The sequence below is a fragment of the Streptomyces sp. NPDC030021 genome, assembly GCF_055574035.1.
Map to the genome: position 1 here is coordinate 229,049 of NZ_JBVIAH010000009.1, position 18,317 is coordinate 247,365.

Annotated in this window: 16 protein-coding genes; 9 read left to right on the top strand and 7 right to left on the bottom strand. The window is 69.9% G+C overall.

The annotated features are described in order from the left end of the window. Positions 1 to 104 precede the first annotated feature (104 nt). Together ACZ4YL_RS20225 and ACZ4YL_RS20230 are read right to left on the bottom strand one after the other, a co-directional pair. Positions 105 to 785: a M15 family metallopeptidase gene (locus ACZ4YL_RS20225; protein WP_468118051.1), complete on the bottom strand. Its 681-nt coding sequence runs from the start codon at positions 783 to 785 to the stop codon at positions 105 to 107. Beyond that, positions 782 to 1,999 carry a PP2C family protein-serine/threonine phosphatase gene (locus ACZ4YL_RS20230; protein ID WP_468118052.1) on the bottom strand — a complete coding sequence of 406 codons (1,218 nt, stop codon included), beginning with the start codon at positions 1,997 to 1,999 and terminating at the stop codon, positions 782 to 784. Before ACZ4YL_RS20230 ends, ACZ4YL_RS20225 begins: the two co-directional genes overlap by 4 nt. A 328-nt stretch (positions 2,000 to 2,327) precedes the next feature. Here ACZ4YL_RS20230 and hemC point away from each other — a divergent pair, with 328 nt between their 5' ends. From hemC to ACZ4YL_RS20250, 4 genes are all read left to right on the top strand, one after another. Then, a complete protein-coding gene (hemC, locus tag ACZ4YL_RS20235; RefSeq protein ID WP_468118054.1) occupies positions 2,328 to 3,260 on the top strand; it encodes a hydroxymethylbilane synthase in 933 nt (310 codons plus the stop codon). Positions 3,261 to 3,805: 545 nt separating this feature from the next. After that, positions 3,806 to 4,906 (top strand): helix-turn-helix domain-containing protein, encoded by a 1,101-nt coding sequence (locus tag ACZ4YL_RS20240; RefSeq protein WP_468118056.1) that lies wholly within the window; start codon positions 3,806 to 3,808, stop codon positions 4,904 to 4,906. Positions 4,907 to 5,053: 147 nt separating this feature from the next. Then, positions 5,054 to 5,617: a hypothetical protein gene (locus tag ACZ4YL_RS20245; RefSeq protein WP_468118057.1), complete on the top strand. Its 564-nt coding sequence runs from the start codon at positions 5,054 to 5,056 to the stop codon at positions 5,615 to 5,617. Positions 5,618 to 5,731: 114 nt separating this feature from the next. Beyond that, positions 5,732 to 6,049, top strand: coding sequence for a hypothetical protein (locus ACZ4YL_RS20250; RefSeq protein WP_468118059.1), 318 nt, complete (start codon positions 5,732 to 5,734; stop codon positions 6,047 to 6,049). On the opposite strand, the gene ACZ4YL_RS20255 is transcribed toward ACZ4YL_RS20250, so the two are convergent. From ACZ4YL_RS20255 to ACZ4YL_RS20265, 3 genes are all read right to left on the bottom strand, one after another. Further along, a complete protein-coding gene (locus tag ACZ4YL_RS20255; RefSeq protein WP_468118061.1) occupies positions 6,050 to 6,799 on the bottom strand; it encodes an SDR family oxidoreductase in 750 nt (249 codons plus the stop codon). 142 nt (positions 6,800 to 6,941) lie between these two features. Then, positions 6,942 to 7,856 (bottom strand): AraC family transcriptional regulator, encoded by a 915-nt coding sequence (locus ACZ4YL_RS20260; RefSeq protein ID WP_468118063.1) that lies wholly within the window; start codon positions 7,854 to 7,856, stop codon positions 6,942 to 6,944. Between the two features lie 780 nt (positions 7,857 to 8,636). Continuing rightward, on the bottom strand, positions 8,637 to 8,843 hold the full coding sequence (locus ACZ4YL_RS20265) for a hypothetical protein (RefSeq protein ID WP_468118064.1): 207 nt from the start codon (positions 8,841 to 8,843) through the stop codon (positions 8,637 to 8,639). Between the two features lie 834 nt (positions 8,844 to 9,677). Between ACZ4YL_RS20265 and ACZ4YL_RS20270 the strand changes: the two genes are divergently transcribed. Both ACZ4YL_RS20270 and ACZ4YL_RS20275 read left to right on the top strand, forming a co-directional pair. Further along, complete coding sequence (locus ACZ4YL_RS20270) at positions 9,678 to 10,703, top strand: helix-turn-helix domain-containing protein (RefSeq protein ID WP_468118066.1); 1,026 nt, start codon at positions 9,678 to 9,680, stop codon at positions 10,701 to 10,703. 701 nt (positions 10,704 to 11,404) lie between these two features. After that, the gene (locus ACZ4YL_RS20275; protein WP_468118068.1) at positions 11,405 to 12,568 is read left to right on the top strand and encodes a hypothetical protein; all 1,164 of its coding nucleotides are present in this window, start codon (positions 11,405 to 11,407) and stop codon (positions 12,566 to 12,568) included. A gap of 335 nt (positions 12,569 to 12,903) precedes the next feature. Here the strand turns inward: ACZ4YL_RS20275 and ACZ4YL_RS20280 are convergent, their stop codons facing one another. Beyond that, positions 12,904 to 14,166 (bottom strand): outer membrane protein assembly factor BamB family protein, encoded by a 1,263-nt coding sequence (locus ACZ4YL_RS20280; RefSeq protein ID WP_468118069.1) that lies wholly within the window; start codon positions 14,164 to 14,166, stop codon positions 12,904 to 12,906. A 424-nt stretch (positions 14,167 to 14,590) separates the two neighbouring features. On the opposite strand from ACZ4YL_RS20280, the gene ACZ4YL_RS20285 reads away from it, so the two are divergent. The 3 genes from ACZ4YL_RS20285 (at position 14,591) to ACZ4YL_RS20295 (ending at position 17,371) form a co-directional block, all read left to right on the top strand. After that, on the top strand, positions 14,591 to 15,016 hold the full coding sequence (locus ACZ4YL_RS20285) for a hypothetical protein (RefSeq protein WP_468118070.1): 426 nt from the start codon (positions 14,591 to 14,593) through the stop codon (positions 15,014 to 15,016). 400 nt (positions 15,017 to 15,416) lie between these two features. Next, positions 15,417 to 16,421 (top strand): AraC-like ligand-binding domain-containing protein, encoded by a 1,005-nt coding sequence (locus ACZ4YL_RS20290; protein WP_468118072.1) that lies wholly within the window; start codon positions 15,417 to 15,419, stop codon positions 16,419 to 16,421. 281 nt (positions 16,422 to 16,702) lie between these two features. Next, positions 16,703 to 17,371 carry a transposase gene (locus ACZ4YL_RS20295; protein WP_468118074.1) on the top strand — a complete coding sequence of 223 codons (669 nt, stop codon included), beginning with the start codon at positions 16,703 to 16,705 and terminating at the stop codon, positions 17,369 to 17,371. A 20-nt stretch (positions 17,372 to 17,391) separates the two neighbouring features. Here the strand turns inward: ACZ4YL_RS20295 and ACZ4YL_RS20300 are convergent, their stop codons facing one another. Continuing rightward, positions 17,392 to 18,255 (bottom strand): LysR family transcriptional regulator, encoded by an 864-nt coding sequence (locus ACZ4YL_RS20300; protein WP_468118076.1) that lies wholly within the window; start codon positions 18,253 to 18,255, stop codon positions 17,392 to 17,394. Between the last annotated feature and the right edge of the window lie 62 nt (positions 18,256 to 18,317).

Genomic DNA, 18,317 nt, shown 5'->3' on the forward strand with positions numbered 1-18,317 from the left:
TCCACCCGGGGCGGCGGAGGCCGGCCCCTCATGCCACGGACCCTGGCGTCTTTCCTTTTGTTTCGGCCGGGGGCGGGGACGGAAGGGTTTTGCCGCCCACACCACTAGCCGCCCTGCTCGGAGAAGTGCTGGTAGTCCGGAGGGGTCCAGCGGCCGCCCCAGTACCAGCCGATCTCCCGGAAGGCCCGGGTCACGACCCCGTCGGGGGTGATCATCCCGGGGCCGGTGCGGCCGCGGTCGAGATGGGTGCGGCCGTTCGGGGGATGAACGGTGCCCTGGACGTCGACGTACGGGTTCTCGACCGGGTTGATGTCGATCGCGTCGCCCCAGGAGTGCCGGGACAGCCGGCCCGGGTCTCCGGTGACCGGCCGGCAGTTGAAGGCGGAGGTGTTGTCGTCGGCCATCGCCGCGGGGTCGCTGCCGCCGTACTCGGCCATCACCCGCATGCGGCGGATCGGGAAGCGGGCGGCGAAGGCCTTTCCGAAGGCCCGCAGGACGGAGGCGACCACGTCCTCGTGCACCACCAATTCGCCGGTGTGCACCTTTCCGTCGAAGCCCCAGTGGTTCATCCGGACGAGCCGCAGCCGCTCCGGCGGCACGGGGCAGCCGGGGTGGTGGGTGGTACCCAGTTTCTCCGGGGGGACGGCCGTGACGTGCGCGGACAGCGTCTTCACCACGGGCTCGGGCGCGACCTGGAAGCGCGACTCGGACCTTGCCCCGGTGCATGACAACACCGTCGCGCACAGGGTGCCGGTCAGGGCGACGCAGGCGAGGCGATGACTCACCGTTCCACCGTAGGTTCGCCACCCCCGCCGGGCATGCCGGAGGGGGTGGCTCCAGGGTCCGCGGGCGGGCGGGGGCGGGCCCGGGCGGCGAGTACGGCGACGTCGTCCTCCGCGTGCTGGGCGTCGAGGCCCTCCACGACGGCGTCCACCACCGCGTTCACCCCCGCCCCCACCGGGGGCCGCACGCCCACCAGCCGGGCCAGCGAGACGTCGATGTCCTCGCCCCGCCGTTCCACCAGCCCGTCGGTGAACATCAGCAGGGTCTCCTGCGGGGTGATCGCGCGCGTGACGGCTTCGTAGCCGCCGATGCCGGTGCCCAGCGGCGGGCCGACCGGGACGTCGACCAGCGAGGCCGAGCCGTCCGCCCCGAAGACCGCCGGCGGCAGGTGGCCGGCGCCGGCGAACATCGCGACGCCGCGCGCGGGATCGACGCGTACGAGCAGGCAGGTCGCCGGCCTGCGGGCCGCGTCGCCGGCGGCCAGGGCGTCGAGCTGACGCAGTACGCGGTGCGGGGCGAGGTCCGTCGACGCCACGTCGCGCAGGGTGGAGCGGTACGCGTTCATGTCCACGGCCGCGTCCAGCCCGTGGCCCATCACGTCCCCGACCACGAGCAGGGTGCGGCCGTAGTGGAGGCGGATCGTCTCGAACCAGTCGCCTCCCACCAGCGCCCGGGGGCCGGCCGGCAGGTAGCGGCTGGCCACCTCCAGGTTGGGGTGCGGCCGGCCCGGTTCCGCCACGAGCGCGCGCTGGAGGTGCGAGACGGTGTCCTCGGTGGCGGCCAGCTGCCGCGCGTGCCCCAGGTGCACCGCCGCCAGCCGGGCCGCGAAGTGGACCGTCGCCGCCTCGTGGTCGCCGAACCCCGCCCGGGCCCGTACGGCGGTCAGCATGCCGTGGACACGCTCCCCGTCCGGCAGCGGGACGGACAGGACGTGGACCGGCACGCCGCCCGCGACCGTGGCCCACTCGGAGAGCTGATGCCCGCCGTCCGACGCCCGTACCGAGGGCGATGCACCGGCCCCGGCCGTCAGCAGCCCGGCGGATCCCGCCGTCGCGACGCGGCGGGAACCGCCGTCCTCCGCCAGGAGATCCACGGCGACCGCGTCGCACACGTTCCGGGACAGGAAACCGGCCAGTTCCCGGCAGGTGGTCACCGCGTCGAGGGTCGTACCGATCTGCCCGACGGCGGCCTCGGCCGCCCGGACACGTGCCCACAACCCCTCGGGCCCACCCGCGGGCCCGGTGGACCTCCCGCCACGCTCCGGCAACGGACCTCCTCGCCACGGACCGCCGAAGCAGCCATTCCAGCAGGAGTCCCGGTCACAGGCACGCACGCCGCGCCCCGCGGTCTCCGGGCATGCGGGCTCCCGGGGGCGCGGGACGGGATCCATCGACGCCTCAGGCCGTCCGGTCCGGGGAGCACCGGGCGTGGCGCGCCGGGTCCCTCGAACACGTTACCGGGGCGGTCAACATCCCTGCCCCGCGCGGGCGATGGCCCCCGGCTCCGATGCCCGCCGCCAGGGTCCGAGGGCGTATCGTGCCCGCATGCCCGCTGATCCGATTCGTATCGTCTCCCGCGATTCGCCGATGGCCCTCGCCCAGGTGGAGCGGGTCCGCGCCGAGCTCGCCGCGCTCCACCCGGGGATCACGACCACCGTCCTGCCGGTGAAGACCACCGGCGACAAGTGGATGGGAGACCTCTCACAGGTCGAGGGCAAGGGCGCGTTCACCAAGGAGGTGGACGCCGCGATCCTGGCCGATGAGGCCGACCTCGCCGTGCATTGCGTCAAGGACGTCCCGGCCGACCGCCCGCTGCCCGCCGGAACGGTCTTCGCGGCGTTCCTGGAACGCGACGACATCCGCGATGCCCTGATCCACCCGGAGGGGCTCACCCTCGACCGGCTCCCGCCCGGTACCCGCATCGGGACCTCCTCCGTGCGCCGGATCGCCCAGCTCGCCTCCGCGTACCCGCACGTCGAGTGTGTACCGATGCGCGGGAACGCCAACAGGCGCCTGGAGAAGCTCGCCGCCGGTGAGGCGGACGCGCTCCTCCTGGCCGTCGCCGGCCTTCACCGCATCGGCCGCGCGGACGCCATCACGGAGATCGTCCCGGTGGACACCCTGATGCCGCCCATCGGCGCCGGCGTCCTCGCGCTCCAGTGCCGGGAGGACGACGCCGAACTCATCGATACCGTCAGCGCCCTCGGCCACCCGGACACGCACCGCGAGACGGTCGCCGAGCGGATGCTCCTCCATGTCCTCCAGGGGCACTGCAACAGCCCGATCGCGGGGCACGCGCGGGCGGAACGCGGAGGGGATCTCTCCCTGCGCGCCTGCGTGTTCTCGCCGGACGGCAAGGAGGTCCTGAACGCGCACGAGTGGGCGGGCCGCCTCGACCCGGCCGCCCTCGGAACTTCCGTCGCCGTCGCCCTCCTCCGGCAGGGCGCCCGGGAGCTGATCGACAGCATTCCGCACTGACCCCACCCCGTCCGGGTCGGTGCGTCCGGACGAACCCGGCGTGGGCCGACGGCCGGGCCCGGCCCGCCCCGGTACCCCGCACTGCCCAGACCCCCGTCCGGGGCAGTGCGTTCACCGGGGCCCGGCCGGCATCACCCCGGGCTCGGCGCCGTCGCCGCAGACACGGACGGGGACGGGAACGGGGACGGGGACGGCTCGGTGGGCAGCCGCGCCGGGGCCGGCACCAACGCGGCCAGCGCGAAATCGTCTCGGGTCAACTCCACGGACACTCCTCGCAGAACGGATCACTGGCACGTCCCCCGCAGGGGAAGTCGCCTTCGGACAGCGGCTCTTCGGTGCGGTGCACCTGGCCGCCGGCCCGGCTGTCCGTACCCGGTGAGAACGATCACCACGCTACGGCCGCGCGAACCGCCGGGCCCAGGGCAGCTCGCGCCAGCCAGGGGACCGTCCGCGCCACGGGGGGACTTTCCACGCCGGGTTGGGGACATCCGGCGCCAGGCCAGGCGGATGATCTGGTCATTTCTGCTGGTCTATGCTCAGCCCCTGTGATCACGCGAGCACACCACGGAACCACCTCCTCCGCCATCACCCGGCTGAGCATCACCGCGGCGCGCCTGTTCGGCATACCCGCGCACGGGTACGCGCACCTGCTGGGCCTGGCACCCGAGCACCTCAATGACGACCTGTGCCGGACGCCCGCGGCCACGGGCATCCGCATCGCCGAACTGACGACCGTACGCGTCCCCTGGACCGAGTTGTCCCTGCTGCTGGCCGAGCAGTCGGGCGTCGGCACCCTCGGCGTCTGGGACTACCTGATCACCTCGGCGCCCACTCCGCTCGAAGGCATCCGGGACGCCGCCGCCTACCTCTCGATCGTCGCCGACCCCAGCACCGACACCTTGCGGATCACCGAGGACGGCGAACAGATCGTCATCAGCCATGTCAACGAGGCGGATCAGGGCTACGAGCCGGCCTGCGCCATCCGCGCCTACGCGCTCGGCCTGTACCAACGGCGTCTCAGCGCTGCCGCACAACGCTCCCTCGTCCCCCTCCGCGTCACCCTGGCCGCCAGGACACCCCGCCGGCACGACGCCCTGATCGAGCTGTACGGCACCCGCAACATCGAGTTCGAGGCCCCGGGCAGCTCCCTCACCTTCCTCGCCTCCGACCTGACCGGGCCGAATCCGCACGCGCAGCCCGGCCTGTCGACCGTGCTGCGAAGACACGCCGACCAGACCCTCGCCGCCGCGATCCCGCTGCACAACTGGCTGGACCTCTTCCGCGCCGCGCTGGCCTCCGTCCACGACGAGACCGTTCCGACGCTGCCCGCGGTGGCCCGGCGCATGGCCGTCAGTACGAGAACCCTCCAGCGCCGCCTCGACGAACACGACACCACGTGGAGCAACGAGGTGGAGGCCGCGCGCCGGGACCAGATCACACGGCTGCTCCACGGCACCGAACTGAGCGTCGCCGCGATCGCCGCTCGCAGCGGCTACGCCGACGCGCGCGCCCTGCGCCGCGCGGTACAGCGCTGGTACGGCACCACGCCCGCCGATCTGCGCCGAACCGGTCGCCCAGGTCCGGCCGGCGCGTCCGGGGGGCCCGCGCCGGAAAGCCGTGGCCCGGTGGCACGGCCCGTGACATGACCGGCCGCCTGATCGAAACCCTCGCACGGAAGGGCGGCCACCGTGCCGTGCGGGTCTTCGCCGGAGGGGTGCTGCCGTGTCGTCCGGACGGCGCGCTGCCCGCCCGCCTGCGGGGCGGGGCCGCCGGCCGGCCCTACCGTGGGCGGCATGGCCCCTGACGAGACGCCCCCGGCCGGGTCCTCCGGAGGCGCCTTCCCCGGCGCGGACGACGAGCAGGCCTTCGATCGCGATCCGCGCTTCGCCGCCGCGCGGCTGAAGGAACGTCTGTACGCGACCATCACCATGATCGCGGTGGTGATCGGGCTCGCGGGCGCCGATCACATCAGCGCCACCGGAGCCGCCGCGACCGTTCTGACCACCGCGGTGGGCCTCTGGCTGGCCGCGCTGGTCGCGGACCAGCAGGCCCACCGTGTCGTCCACGGCCGGCTGGCGACCGGCCACGAGCTGCGCCGCATGCTGTCCGTCAGCAGCCCGCTGCTGCTGTCCGCCGTGGGGCCTCTGGTCCTGATCGGTGCGGCGGCGCTCGGGCTGATGGCGGTGGACACCGCCCTGCTGATCTCGGCCGGGGTGAGCGTCGCCGGGCTGTTCACCTGGGGCTGGTACGGCGGCATCCGCATGGGTGGCGGCACGGGCCTGGCCCTGCTGGCCGGCACCCTGGACGCGGTCATCGGCACCGCGGTCGCCCTGGTCAAGGCCGCCGCCGGCCACTGATCGCCGCCACCGGCCCGCCTGACGGGGTCCCCCGCTGCGGCGAGTGCGCGAGAATCCCGGACCCGCCGTAGCGTGGAAGCATCAGAGGTACTCCGTGGTGAGGGGCGATGCGCCATGACCTGGGCTTCGTGGACGACGACTGGAGTCTTCGCCGGACGAGGCGGAGTACGTACCGACGAGGCGGGAGTCCTCACTGGCGACCTGACCGTGCACACCACCTGGTCGAGCCCGGAGGCCCATGTGGCGGTGCAGTACAGCGGCGGCTCGGACTGGTTCACCGTGACCGGCAGTCCGGTGCGCTGCGAATCCGAGGAGTTCAGCCGCCTCCTGCATCAGACGGTGGTGGACGCCGTACGCGCCGACGGGGCCGCCACGGTCCCGCAGGACCTGCCGGCGGACGCCTACCGGGTCCCGCGCGCGCCGGCTCCCTGATCACTTCGCCTGGGCGAGCCGGACCGCGTCGGCGCCGGCCGGGAATCGCAGCTGCCCGGTCGTGTCGTGGACGGCCCGCCACACGGTCTCGGCGACGTCGCTCTCCCTGGTGTACAGGTCCTGGCGCGTGAACTCCTCCATGGCCTTCTTCGCGAAGGCCGCGTAGGGGGCCGGAACCAGTTCGTCCGGGGACTCGCCGTGCGTCGCCCTGTGCGCGAAGTCCGTCGTCAGGCAGGCGCCGGGCTCGACCGTCTTGGCCTGTACGCCGAAGGGCGCGAGTTCGAGTGCGAGCGATGCGGTGAACCCCTCGACGGCCATCTTGCTCGCCTTGTAGACGGCCGAGAGCGGCATGTGGCCCAGCACCACGCTGGAGGTCACGTTGACCACCACGCCGGAGCCGCGCTCGCGAAACCGGGGCAGTACCGCCTGCGTCATCGCCATCACGCCGAACGTGTTGGTCTCGAAGACCTCCCTTACCCGGGCCACGGGGGTGCCTTCGAACACTCCGATCGAGGGGACGCCCGCGTTGTTGACCAGGACGTCGACGGGCCCCGCCGCCTCGAGCGCGGCGCTGATGCTCCCGGGCTCGGTCACGTCGAGCTCGACGACGCGGAGCCGGTCGGACTCGGGCAGGATGCCCGTGCGCGGCGTCCGCATGGTGGCGATGACGTTCCACCCCTGCGCGTGGAAGTACCGGGCGGTCTCCCGCCCGTAGCCGGAGGAGGTACCGGTGATCAGAACGGTCTTCATGATGTGCCCCTCGCGATGTGACGGGATCCGCGGCGGACAGGCATTTTCCTGCTCCACGGAAGAACTTCTGATCCCATTGAATCGCCCTTACCTGCACAAACCGTAGAACTATCCTCGCCTCTCCTTGCACGATCCTCCTCCGTCAGGGCAGGACGCCGACGGGAATCGGGGCGGGTACGGTGTTCCGCAGGCGGGCCGCGTCCCGGCTCGGGGGTGCGCCGAACTGGCGGCGGTACTCGCGGCTGAACTGCGACGGGTTGTCGTAGCCGACGCGGTGGCCGACCCCCGTGACGTCACCCGGGTGCGTGGCGAGCAGCAGCCGGGCCTCCTGGAGCCGGATCTGCTTCTGGAACTGGATGGGGCTCATCGCGGTCACCGCCTGGAAGTGGCGGTAGAACGCGGACACGCTCATGCCGGACAGCCGCGCCACGTCCTCGACCCGGAAGGGCTCGGCGTAGTGCTCGCGGATCCAGCGCACGGCCCGGGAGACGTGGCTGAGGCCGCTGTCGGCGAGACCGAGCTGGCGCACCGCCGCCCCCTGCTCGCCGGTGATCAGACGCCACAGGATCTCCCGCTTGACCAGCGGGGCCAGCACGGCACGGTCGCGGGGTTCGTCGAGCAGGCGCAGCAGCCGGACCACGGCGTCGAGCAGGGCCGGCGGGGCGTCGCTGACGGCGATCCCCGACGGCGCGGCGCCCGAGCCGGTACGGGGGGCGTCCCCGGGACCGGCCTGCAGCAGCAGTTCGGCGACGGCGGACGGTTCGAGCACGAGGCCGAAGCCGAGGGCCGGCCGGTCGGGGGCGGCCTGGGTGAACTGCCCGGTGACCGGCAGGTCGACGGATGCCACCAGGAACTGGCCGGCTCCGTACTCGTAGACCCTGTCGCCCAGCGCGAGTCGTTTGGCGCCCTGGGCGATGACGGCCAGGATGGTGCCCGACATGGAGGGCGCGGGCGGATCCGGCCGGTCGACCTTCGAGATCAGGACGCCGTCGACGGCAGTGGTCCAGTCGGGGCGGGCGTGCCGCGCCAGCAGGGTGCGGAGCTCTTCGAGGCACATGCGTCCATTGCAGCACCCTTTGCGTTCCCACCTCCCACAAGCACGAGGATCGTGCAAGAAGCAGCGCGCATCGTTCTACGTTCCCGCAGGTCGGGGCGTCGACCGGATCAGCCCTCTTTCTCCCCTCCCTCCGTCGTGACTCGATCGTGAGGATGCACCCACACACCTCACGGAGGCGCTCATGAGCTGGTCCGATCTCCAGGCTGCGAAGTCGGCGGGGCCATGGAAGCAGATCCACTGGCCGACCTCGGGAGATCCGTCATGCAACGTCGCCGTGACTTCCTCGGTGCCGCGTTCACCGCCGCCGCCGGCCTGCCGCTGAACTCCGACCACGAAGCGGTCTCCGCGACGCTCAGTGCGGCCGAAGCCGGCGCAAGCATCGGCCCGGCCGAGGTGACGACGGTCCGGCAGCTCACCGAGACGTTCCGCAGCGTGGACGAACGCCTGGGCGGCGGCCACGGCCTGACCACCGTCACCGTCTACCTGACCGACACCGTCGCCCCGATGCTGACGGCCCGGTTCCCCTCCGCTGCGGTCCGCTCCGAGGCCTTCGGGGCGGCGGCCCAGCTGGCCTGCCTGGTCGGCTGGAAACACCACGACCTCGGCCGGGAAGGCACAGCCCAGCGCTACTACCTGGTCGCCGAGGTCAGCGCCGACCGCGCCATCGACCACGGCGGCGTCTGGCGCCACCCGCTCCGCTTCCAGCGGCTGCGCATGGACGTGACCACGGAGGACGTTCCCCGGTTCGCTCGCGAGCGTCGCGTTCGGGCCGTGAGGCCATCACGTGATCGACTGCTGACTCCCGTCAGGCAACACGCAGGTGGATTCCCTGTACGGGTTGTCCTTGACCTGCCCACCCGCGGCCGCGCACTCTTCCCTGGTGATGGTCGGAGACGCGGCGGCCTGAGCGCTGACAGCTCCGACCGCGCTCGCGCCGGCCAGGGTGGCTGCAGCCAAGGCGAGGCCCAGCATTCTTCGCATACGCATGACTTCCTCCTCTCAGGCGCCCCCCATCCGGCCCTTTCAAGGACAAGTCTGGGGCCGACGGCGCCCTCCTACTCAGCATGGGCGCCGCGCAGGAGGCCCGCGCGGCGGGTAACGCCTCCCCCCTGCCCGCGTCCCACGAGCGCGGTACTTGGCCAGTCTGGCCAAGTACCGCGCTCAGTCACACCGGGTAGGTGCGGGGTGGACGGTGATGTATCCCGAGGCCGCGAGCAGCGCGGCAAGGAGCAGGGGCAGGGGATGCGGCGACCGTCCTGCAGAGCCGCCTCCGGCTGGTCCGGCGGACCCTGGAAGAGGGGCAGGCAAGCCGTGAGGGAGGCCCCGTGACGCTCAGACCGCCGGTGGAGCCGATGCTGGCGCAGGACGCGGAGTCGGTGCCGGGCCCCGGCGGCGCTGCGGGCGGGGGTGGCGTACGAGCAGAAGCTGGACGGCCACCGGGCGCTGCTGATCACCGCGCACCGAAGCCGACCGCGCGGCGATCCGGGCCGCCCGCCGACTGCGGAGCCGGGCCCTTCGCCGGTCGCGGCCGCGCTACTCCGAGCACAGCATGCGGCGCGGGTCGGTCCGGCACATGCAATGCCAGCACACCCCCGGCACGTGATCGAGCGTCAGGCCCGGTACACGCCCGGCTCCAAGGCCCTGGCCCGGTACCTCGATGACCTAGTGGCCTGGGAAGAGAACCCCACCGTGACCATGCGGGATCCCCGGGGCCGCACTCCCTCTGCCGGTTCGGGGCAGTGACGCTTACCGGTCAGGGGAGTTCCCACTCCGACCGACGGCCGCCTTTTACCCGCCCCGAGCCCGGGGGACCATCAACGGGTGTCTGAACTTGCGCCCGAAGAAGCGCCCCTGGTGCAGGAACCTGAACCTGTAACGACCCTGTCCACTGACATCGTGCCGGCGCGGGAACGGTTTGAGTGGTGGATGCATCGGATGCGTCAGGATGTCATGCCCACAGTGATGGCCAGCGATCACGCCGACTGCTTCCGCGGGAGAGCCGACGTGTCCGACCTGTCCGGCACCACAGTGGTGGCTCTCACCTTCTCGCCGCTGTCGGCTCGTCGGAGCCCTGCGCTCATCCGGCACCATGACCCGGAGGACTATCACCTGTTCATGGTCCACGGCAGCCCAATCAGACTGGAACAGCGCGGCAATGTCACATGCCTCACGGCCGGAGACATGGCTCTGTTCGACACTTCCCACCCGCTGGCTGCCGACTTCCTCGACCATGGCCGGCAGCAGCGTCTGACGCTGATGCGGCTGTCCAGGGCTTCCCTGCCGCTGCCGGGCGGTACGGCGGACTGCCTGCTGGGCAACACTCTCCTCACGCGAACCCCGACAGGGGCGCTGCTCGGCCAGTTCCTGTCCGGCTTCCGGGAGAACTCCGCCCCGGCCGGCTCGGCGGAACTGCACCGGCTGGGCCGCATCGGCTTCGATCTGGCCGTCACGTTCCTCGCGAGCCACATCGACGCGCAGCACACCCTGCCGATGGAAACCCGTGAGCAGGTACTGCGCGCACGCATCGACGCGTTCATCGAGCACAACCTCGGCGATCATGGTCTGCGGCCGACCACCATTGCCGCATACCACAATATATCCGTACGCGCGCTGCACCAGCTGTTCCAGGGCCAGCCCGAGACGGTCAGCGCGATGATCCGGCGACGCCGCCTCGAACGGTGCAAGGCCGACCTTCTCAACCCGCGGCTGAGACACCACACGATTGGCGATATCTCCGCTCGGTGGGGATTCCGCCACCCCGCAGACTTCAGCCGCGCCTTCCGTGGCGCCTACGGCGCGCCGCCCAGGGACCTCAGACACCAGGAATCTCACGGCCCTCGCACCTGACCCGTGCGCCGCTTGCCAAGCCTCTCTGCACTCTGTGCCAACGACTCAAGGACACGAGACGCGGCACAGTGAACCCAGTAGGTGGCCCTGTTCTCCCGAAGCTTCCGCGAAGTGACAAGTAGATCTCAAGTGCCGTCGTGCCAGCCATAGATTGCGGAACTGGGCGACGGAACGCCGCATCAATGCAGGAGGAAACAGTGAACAGAGGAAGCGTCCGGTAGAGGACACCGTTGACCACGGTCCGGGTGGTCGGCCCACCGGCCACCCGGACTACCGGTCTCCGGCAGCAGCCCAGCTATGCGATCCCACTGAGCCATGCCCCAGCAGCCGGGCCTCGGTTCCCATCAGCAGCCGTCGCTGCCACTCGTCCAGATGCGGGAACAACACCGCGAACTTCGCGGAGAGTTGGTCACGGGTCTCGTCCGGGATGCCCATACCAGACCAACGAGGCCCAGGCCGGGAAGCAACGCCTTGATGGTCTGCAATCCCTTAGCCCGCCGGCATGGTCACAGCCGCTGCGCTGGGCGCGATTGAAGCTGCAGGTCACCTGTGCGACGCCTTCGTCTCCCTGGCCTGCGCCTCTGGCTGGAGGCCACAAGAAGGCCCGCACGTGATCGTGTCACGAGCTCTGCGCGCTGGTGACAGCAACCTCTGCCGCATGGGAGTCTCGGCCTCATAGCTGCCCAGACAGGGGGAACCAAATGTCTGAACGTCATGAGCCCGCAACACCAGCCCCCGATAGGCCCACTCCGGCCACATCGCCATTGAGCTCCAGCCATGGACCGACATCGACGGACGAGCCGGAAACCCTGACGGCTTCATCCAGCACTCCTCCCAGGGAACCCCATGAGCTCGATTCCGGCGTAGCCGATCGGAGAAATCCAAGAACAGACACTGGTGAGCAGCTGGCACCTGGCGCAAGAGGTAATACCCAAAGCTCTAGTGCGCGCGCGCTCGATCGCGTAGCAAATGTCATTGACCCGGAGGGCGTGGAGGCCGGGCGCAGTCATAAGAGGATCGCCGTTCGCTATGCCTACGGGATCGTAGCCGCACTCGTCGCACTGCTTGTTTCTGGGGTCGTCAGCATCTGGTTCATTGAGCCGAACGTGAAAGCAGAGAAGGCCGCCGAAAAGAAATTAGAGGACGCCGAAGAAAAAAACATCTCCCCATTCGTCGTGCGCGCAACAGAGGAGGATCCAGGCGACTGGCCACGGTACGCATTATCTCGCCCACTCAAGGATGAGGAGCGAAAGAAGCTGGAGATGTTCGGACCCAGCGCCGATATGCATAGCCTTACGCAGAGCCGAGCAGCAAGAAAGTACCTGAAAGAAATAGGAGCGAAACCCCTATCGGATGACATGGTGTATTCACTTGCGTTCTTCAGCGAAAAGAAGTCGCCCCTGACCATTACGAACCTGCGCGCCGAAGTCCTTGAATGTGCCGAGGCGAAGGCGGTCACGATCATCGACTTCATCAACCAAGGGAACTCTTCTGTCTCTTCCGTCTATTTCAACCTGGCCGAGTCGGCTGCTCCTGCACGGATCGCCGATGAGGAGCATCGTGACGAACCATATTTCAAGTACAGCAAGATAGACCTGGGTGCGGCCGAGACTCCCGGAGCTCTCAGAGTGTCCGGTCGACTGGAAGAGCTGCACGGGAAAGATTGTCAATGGAACATACAGGCGGAGTACAGGAATTCAGAAGGTGAATTCAAAACTACTGTTGAAAACGCTGGTGGAGATCCCTTCGTCACCCTGGGCGCGTCCGAAAACTATCAGGAATACTGGACCCGTGTTCCTTACAACGGGGGATACTGGGAGGTCTGCAAGCCGACCAAAGAATGTACATCCAGACCCTACAGGTGACTGCAGAGCGATCTTCTCTCCTTCACCGCAGGTCCCGGGCGGGAGGCCATCACCCAATCCCTACTCCCAGCGCCCGTCAGGCAGGCCGCCCGGTCAGCTCGAGACGGGCATGAAGTCACGTGCGGACTCCTGGCCAACAGCCTCGACGGCGGACTGCCCTGAGGCGGCAAGGAGCCCGGCCGGATATAGGGCGGCCGGGCTCCTCGCAGCGCATCACTGGGCCGGTTCGGTGCTCGTTTTGATGGGTGGCGGGTACCCACGCTGACACATGGAAGGGGATGTCCCGCGAGGGCGGTAATGTTGCAGCTCCCGTGCGCTTCCGCGGTCTGGCATGGTCAGCCTGCAGCGCGATGGAACTTCGTGCCAACCACACCGCCGTATCGGTCGATCTCGTACGGCGCCGCGCCCGCAGACACCTGCCGATCCTGTCCCGTCGTGCCCTCCAGGACGATCGGTTCGTCGCCTACCTGCCCATACACAGCACCGTGCCAGAACCCGGTGACCTTCGGCACTTTCCGTCCGGAAGCGTCGGGCAAGGCCCACCGCTTCTGAACCGAGGCGACGTCGAACACAGTGATCCCGCGGTCTGCCATCCTGTACCCGTAATGGGAGCACAGGAGCAGTGACTGTGCGTCGTATAGGCAGCGCCAGCCCCCGCCATCGAGTGATGCGCGCTGCTCGCCGCGGACGGCATCCACCACAATCGTCTTGTCCTTGAGGGTTGCGCTCAGCAGCTGCGGCGCGGCTGCGGCCGGCTGTCGCGCCTCCGCCACGGTCCACTGCTGTTCACCCGTGGCCGCGGTTAGTCCCAGCAGCCTGCCTTCACCGAGCCCCGTCTTCTCGCCACCAGCAACGACGCCGTCGGCAAGGGTCACGGCACGGAAGTCGGGCTTCTTCCAGCGGATGGTGCCCGTAGAGGGTTCAACGGCATACGTGGTGTCGGCCGCGGTGATGAGCGCTGTGCTGGCACCGACTCCGATGATCTGAGGCGCGAGGATCTCGTCGGCCCCGATGGGCGTGGCGCTGAGCCCGGTGGCACTCGGAGCAGCCGCGATCTCGGCCGACCATGCAGTCTTGCCCGTCGCCGTTTCCACCGCCAGCACCTCGATCACGGCTCGGTCCGGCGTCGTGCCCTCACCCTTCACGCCCCTGCTCCAGGCCGCGTACACGGTTTTGCCGTCAGTTGAGACAAGAGGAGCGGCCCGGTTGCTTCCGAAGCCGCCCTTCTCCGCAGGGTACTTCGTCATTACCTCCCAGCGGGATGCACCGGTCTCGGTGTCCTTCGCCTCCAAGCCCCCCTCGGCGGTGATGAAGGCGACACCGTCGGCGAGCGTGACCGCGGGCCGTGCCGCTCCCCCACTGGTAGTACTGGGCTGCCTGGCATCCGATAGTTCGACCGACGAGCCATCGAAGCGCACGGGCGGGTCGAACGTCGGACGGCTTGGCTTGACGGACGTCGCGATCGATGGTTCCGCGGACTTGCCGGACGCCTTCGCATCCGATTGGTCGCCATCTCCACAGGCCACCAACGCCGTTGTCGCAAGCGTCGCTCCCGCCGCCGCAACGGCCCATCGGCGCGTCCTGTCTGTTCGGCTCATCGTTCCCCCTACTCGTGATCATCGCGGTCCCGCCGACCATAGCGGCTGGGCTCACTGTCGACGCCGAGTTCTTCCCACACCTGGCAGTGGAGCTGCAGGGTGCGAACCAAGTAGACGTAGGCCACTGCGGCAGGGCTCGCCGCTGTTGCCGGGTGACGGCGGCGCCGACCGCACCCGGAAGCAGCTCGCGCAGCCCTCGACGATCATCTAGAACGCCCCAACACGTCAACGGCGATGCCCTCGCTTTGCCTGGGCGTCACCGCGGGAGGTCATGGCCCCGGGCAGACACGCACGCCCAGCAAAGACGCGTGCACTCCATGCCAAGAAAGCGTGCACCGCTCGCCAAAGCCAGCATTGGTGGCGCCTGGCGATACTCGGCGGGACGCACTCGATTAGCGCACACCTCGACGGAAGGCATCCCACCATGCGTACCAAGCTTCTGCTCGGCCTTGCCACCGCCGCACTGCTCGCGAGCCCCCTGGCCACCGGAGCCGCTTCCGCGGCCACCGACGCGGAGTCCGCGCTCACCGCCGTTCGGAGCTGCCCTCCGGAGCAGACGTACGACGACATCTCCTGCACGATGGCCTACAACGGTTCCTCCTGGTACAAGGGCGACTGGGTTGCCGTGCACCGTAGCCAGAGCGGCGGCACCTGGGTCAACGGCTACTCCAACAAGAGCGGCGTCTTCCGGGTGCTCCTCCGCAACGGGAACGGAAGCAGCGTGGCCTCGGGCTGGACCAACGGAAACACCGGTCAGGGCGCCTCGGCCGGCCGGGTCAGCACCGTGCCAGCCCTGACTGGAACCATCGAAATCAACGGCGGCGCCTCGCGCCTCACCGTCAACGGCTGATCCGCGCAACGTACTCGGCAGCGACTTGAGGGGTCGTCCGGCACCCGCCGGGCGGCCCCTCCCGCCAAACCCGGCCCATGCAGGTGCACCTGCCCCTCGGACGCCGCCGCTCGGGACACCGCCTCTCGTGGGTGCGGCAGCGGAACCGACGGGAACGCGCCCGATCCGGTGATCCACCCGGCACGGCATGAGCCGGGTGGCCTGCCCTCCCTCCGGCTGGACTCACGCCACTGGCGAGCCCGTACCCGCCCCATCGGCCCGTTCCGCTCACCGTCACCACGCACACACATCAGGCCACGGGGCGATCCGGTGTGTGGAGAACGGGATGCCTCCCCCCGGAGGATGGAGCGACCGCCCCGCCCGGCAGTGGCGTCGGAGGCGCGGTGCGCCAGGGGGACTCATGAGTTTCACCGTCTACGACACGGCGGACCTGCCGCCCGAGCACCGGTTCGAGTGGTGGCGCGAGACGGTCAGCCGGGGCGCCGGACCGACCCGGATCACGACGGACCGGCCATCGGATTTCGCCGGCAGCATGGGAGTCCTCTCCCTGGGCGCCACACGCCTCGCCATCCTGGACTTCCCCCCTCTCGTCTCCGAGCGCACGGCCCGCCTGATCCGCCAGTCCGACCCGGAGACATACGAGGTGACGCTCCTGCTCAGCGGCGGGATGGAAGTCTCACAGTCCCGGCAGGACGCCCGTCTCGCCGCAGGCGACTTCAACCTCTGGTCCTCGTCCCGCCCCTACACCGGCCGGGGCACCTGTGACCGCGACTCCGGTCCGTCCCGCGCCATCGTCCTGCACCTGCCGCGCTGCGATCTCTTGCTGCCCGAGGCGAGGACCGACCGACTGATCGCCCACGCGCTGCCTTCGGCGACCGGGATCGGGGCCGTCCTCGCCCGCCACCTCGTATCCGTCGTCCAGGAGGCGAAATCCCTCACTGAAGGGGACGGGGAACGCCTCGGCGATATGACACGGGACTTGGCCACGGCCTTCCTCGCCCACCACACGAGCGCCGCCGACCGCCTCCCCCCTGAGACACGCCGCCAGTTGCTGGTGCGGCGGCTCGATCTCTTCATCGAGGACAACCTCGCCGATCCCCGACTCTCGCCGCCGGCCATCGCCGCACGCCACCACATCTCCGTACGGCTGCTGCACAAGCTCTTCGCTGAACGCAAGGAAACGGTAGCTGAGACGATCCGCAGGCGTCGGCTCGAACGGTGCTCGACCGACCTGCTGGACCCGACGTTGTCCTTCCTCCCCATCCACGCGGTCGCCAGCCGCTGGGGGTTCACCGACGCGGCGATCTTCAGCCGTGCCTTCCGCACGGCGTACGGACTCTCACCTCGGGAGCACCGACATCGCCACGGGCTGCGGCCGGAACTCGGATGGGAGCTCATCCAATGAGCCGGGACCGTGCGACTCCGTCCTGGCCTCCCTGGCACCCGTGACCGGATTGGACGGCCGGCCCACCGATGGCACGATCGGGGACGGTCTGGCCTACGGCATCGTGACCCGGACCGGCGCCGGAGTCCCGTCCGTTGGCTTTGTTCGCGAGTTACAGGAACGCCTGTAGCTCAACCACGGGAACACCCTCTTCCACTGAAGAGTGATGTTGCCGAGTTTCGAGAACGCCCGGTGCGTGATTCGGGACCCTGGTTGTGCTCTGCACGACGAGGGGGACCCGGATGCTGCCGAAGTCCAAGGTCGATCTGTACGCGGCGATCCGCCGTGACGCCCGGACCGGCATGTCGCTGCGGGCGGTCATGCGGAAGTACGGCGTCGGCTTCGAGACCGTGCAGCGGGCTCTGGTGTCGGCGTTGCCGGAGCCTCGGAAGAAGATGCGTCCACGGGAAACGCGGCTGGACCCCTACAGGCCCGTGATCGACGCCATCCTCACGGCAGATCTGAACGCGCCGCGGAAGCAGCGGCACACGGTCAAGCGGATCTACGACCGGCTCCTGGACGAGCACGACGCCGTCGACATCTCCTACCAGATGGTCCGCGCATACGTCGCTGGCCGGCGTGAAGAGATCCGTCTGCAGGCCGGCAAGGGAGTTGTGGACGCGTTCGTCCCGCAGACCCATAAGCCCAGTGCCGAGGCTGAAGTCGACTTCGGGGACGTCACGGTGAAGCTGGCCGGCGAGCTGGTGACCTGCTACTTGTTCGCGTTCCGGCAGTCGTACTCGGGGAAGGCCGTGCACCGGGTCTTCGCCTCGGCGGGGCAGGAGGCGTTCTTCGAGGGCCACGTCCACGCTCTCAACGTGCTGGGCGGGGTGCCGACCGGGAAGGTCCGCTACGACAACCTTGGGGCCGCCGTCGCCCAGGTGCTGGGCCTGAGCCGTCCTGGGTGCTGACCGGTAAGTGCAGGACCTGGTCATAGCCGTGCGGCCGTGCGGACCAGGCCGGCCAGGGTGAGGGAGCGGCTGTGCGCGGGCCAGACGATGTGGGTCACGACGGAAGGTGCGTCGGCCAAGGGAACGGCCGCGTGCTCGGCCCACAGCCAGGAGCGGGCGGAGTCGGGGACGACCGCCACGGTGCGCCCGAGGGCGATCAGCTGGGCCAGTTGTGTCTGGTTGTGGATCTCGGGGCCAGGGCCGGGTGCGTAGGTGCCGCGGGCGGGCCAGCGGGCGAGCGGCAGACCGGGGACGTCCCTGACATCGGCCAGGGACAAGGTCTCGCGGGCGGCGAGGGGATGCCCGGCAGGCAGGACGGCGACCTGCCCCTCGGCCGCCAGTGCCTCGCTGTCGAACCCGGCGAGGGAGTTCCACGGCGTGTGCATGAGCGCGACATCGGCGCGTCCGTCGCGCAGCAGCTCTTCCTGCTCGGAAATGCCGCACGGCAGCACCTCGATCTCGGCACTGTCGGGCTCGGCCGCGTAGGCGTCGAGAAGCTTCCGGAGCAGTTCGTGGGACGCGGCGGCCTTCACCGCGAGGACCAGCCGGTTGCGGGGGCCGCCGGGGCTGTCGGCACCGCCGGCGCGCCGGGTTCGGCGAGCGGCGGCGACGGTCGCGTCGAGGGCCGCCCGGCCCTCGTGCAGCAGCACCTCTCCGGCACCGGTCAGGCGGACACCACGGCGGTTGCGCTGCAGCAGGCAGACCCCGAGGCGCCGTTCGAGCTGCTGGATCGCCCGCGACAGCGGCGGCTGGGCCATGCCGAGGCGCTCGGCGGCCCGCCCGAAGTGCAGTTCCTCGGCGACGGCCACGAAGTACCTCAACTCGCGGGTCTCCAGGGTGTCCACGGCCGCAGCATACGCGGTGATACCTGGCAGGTATGACAGGACACCGTATCGGTGTTGGCCGC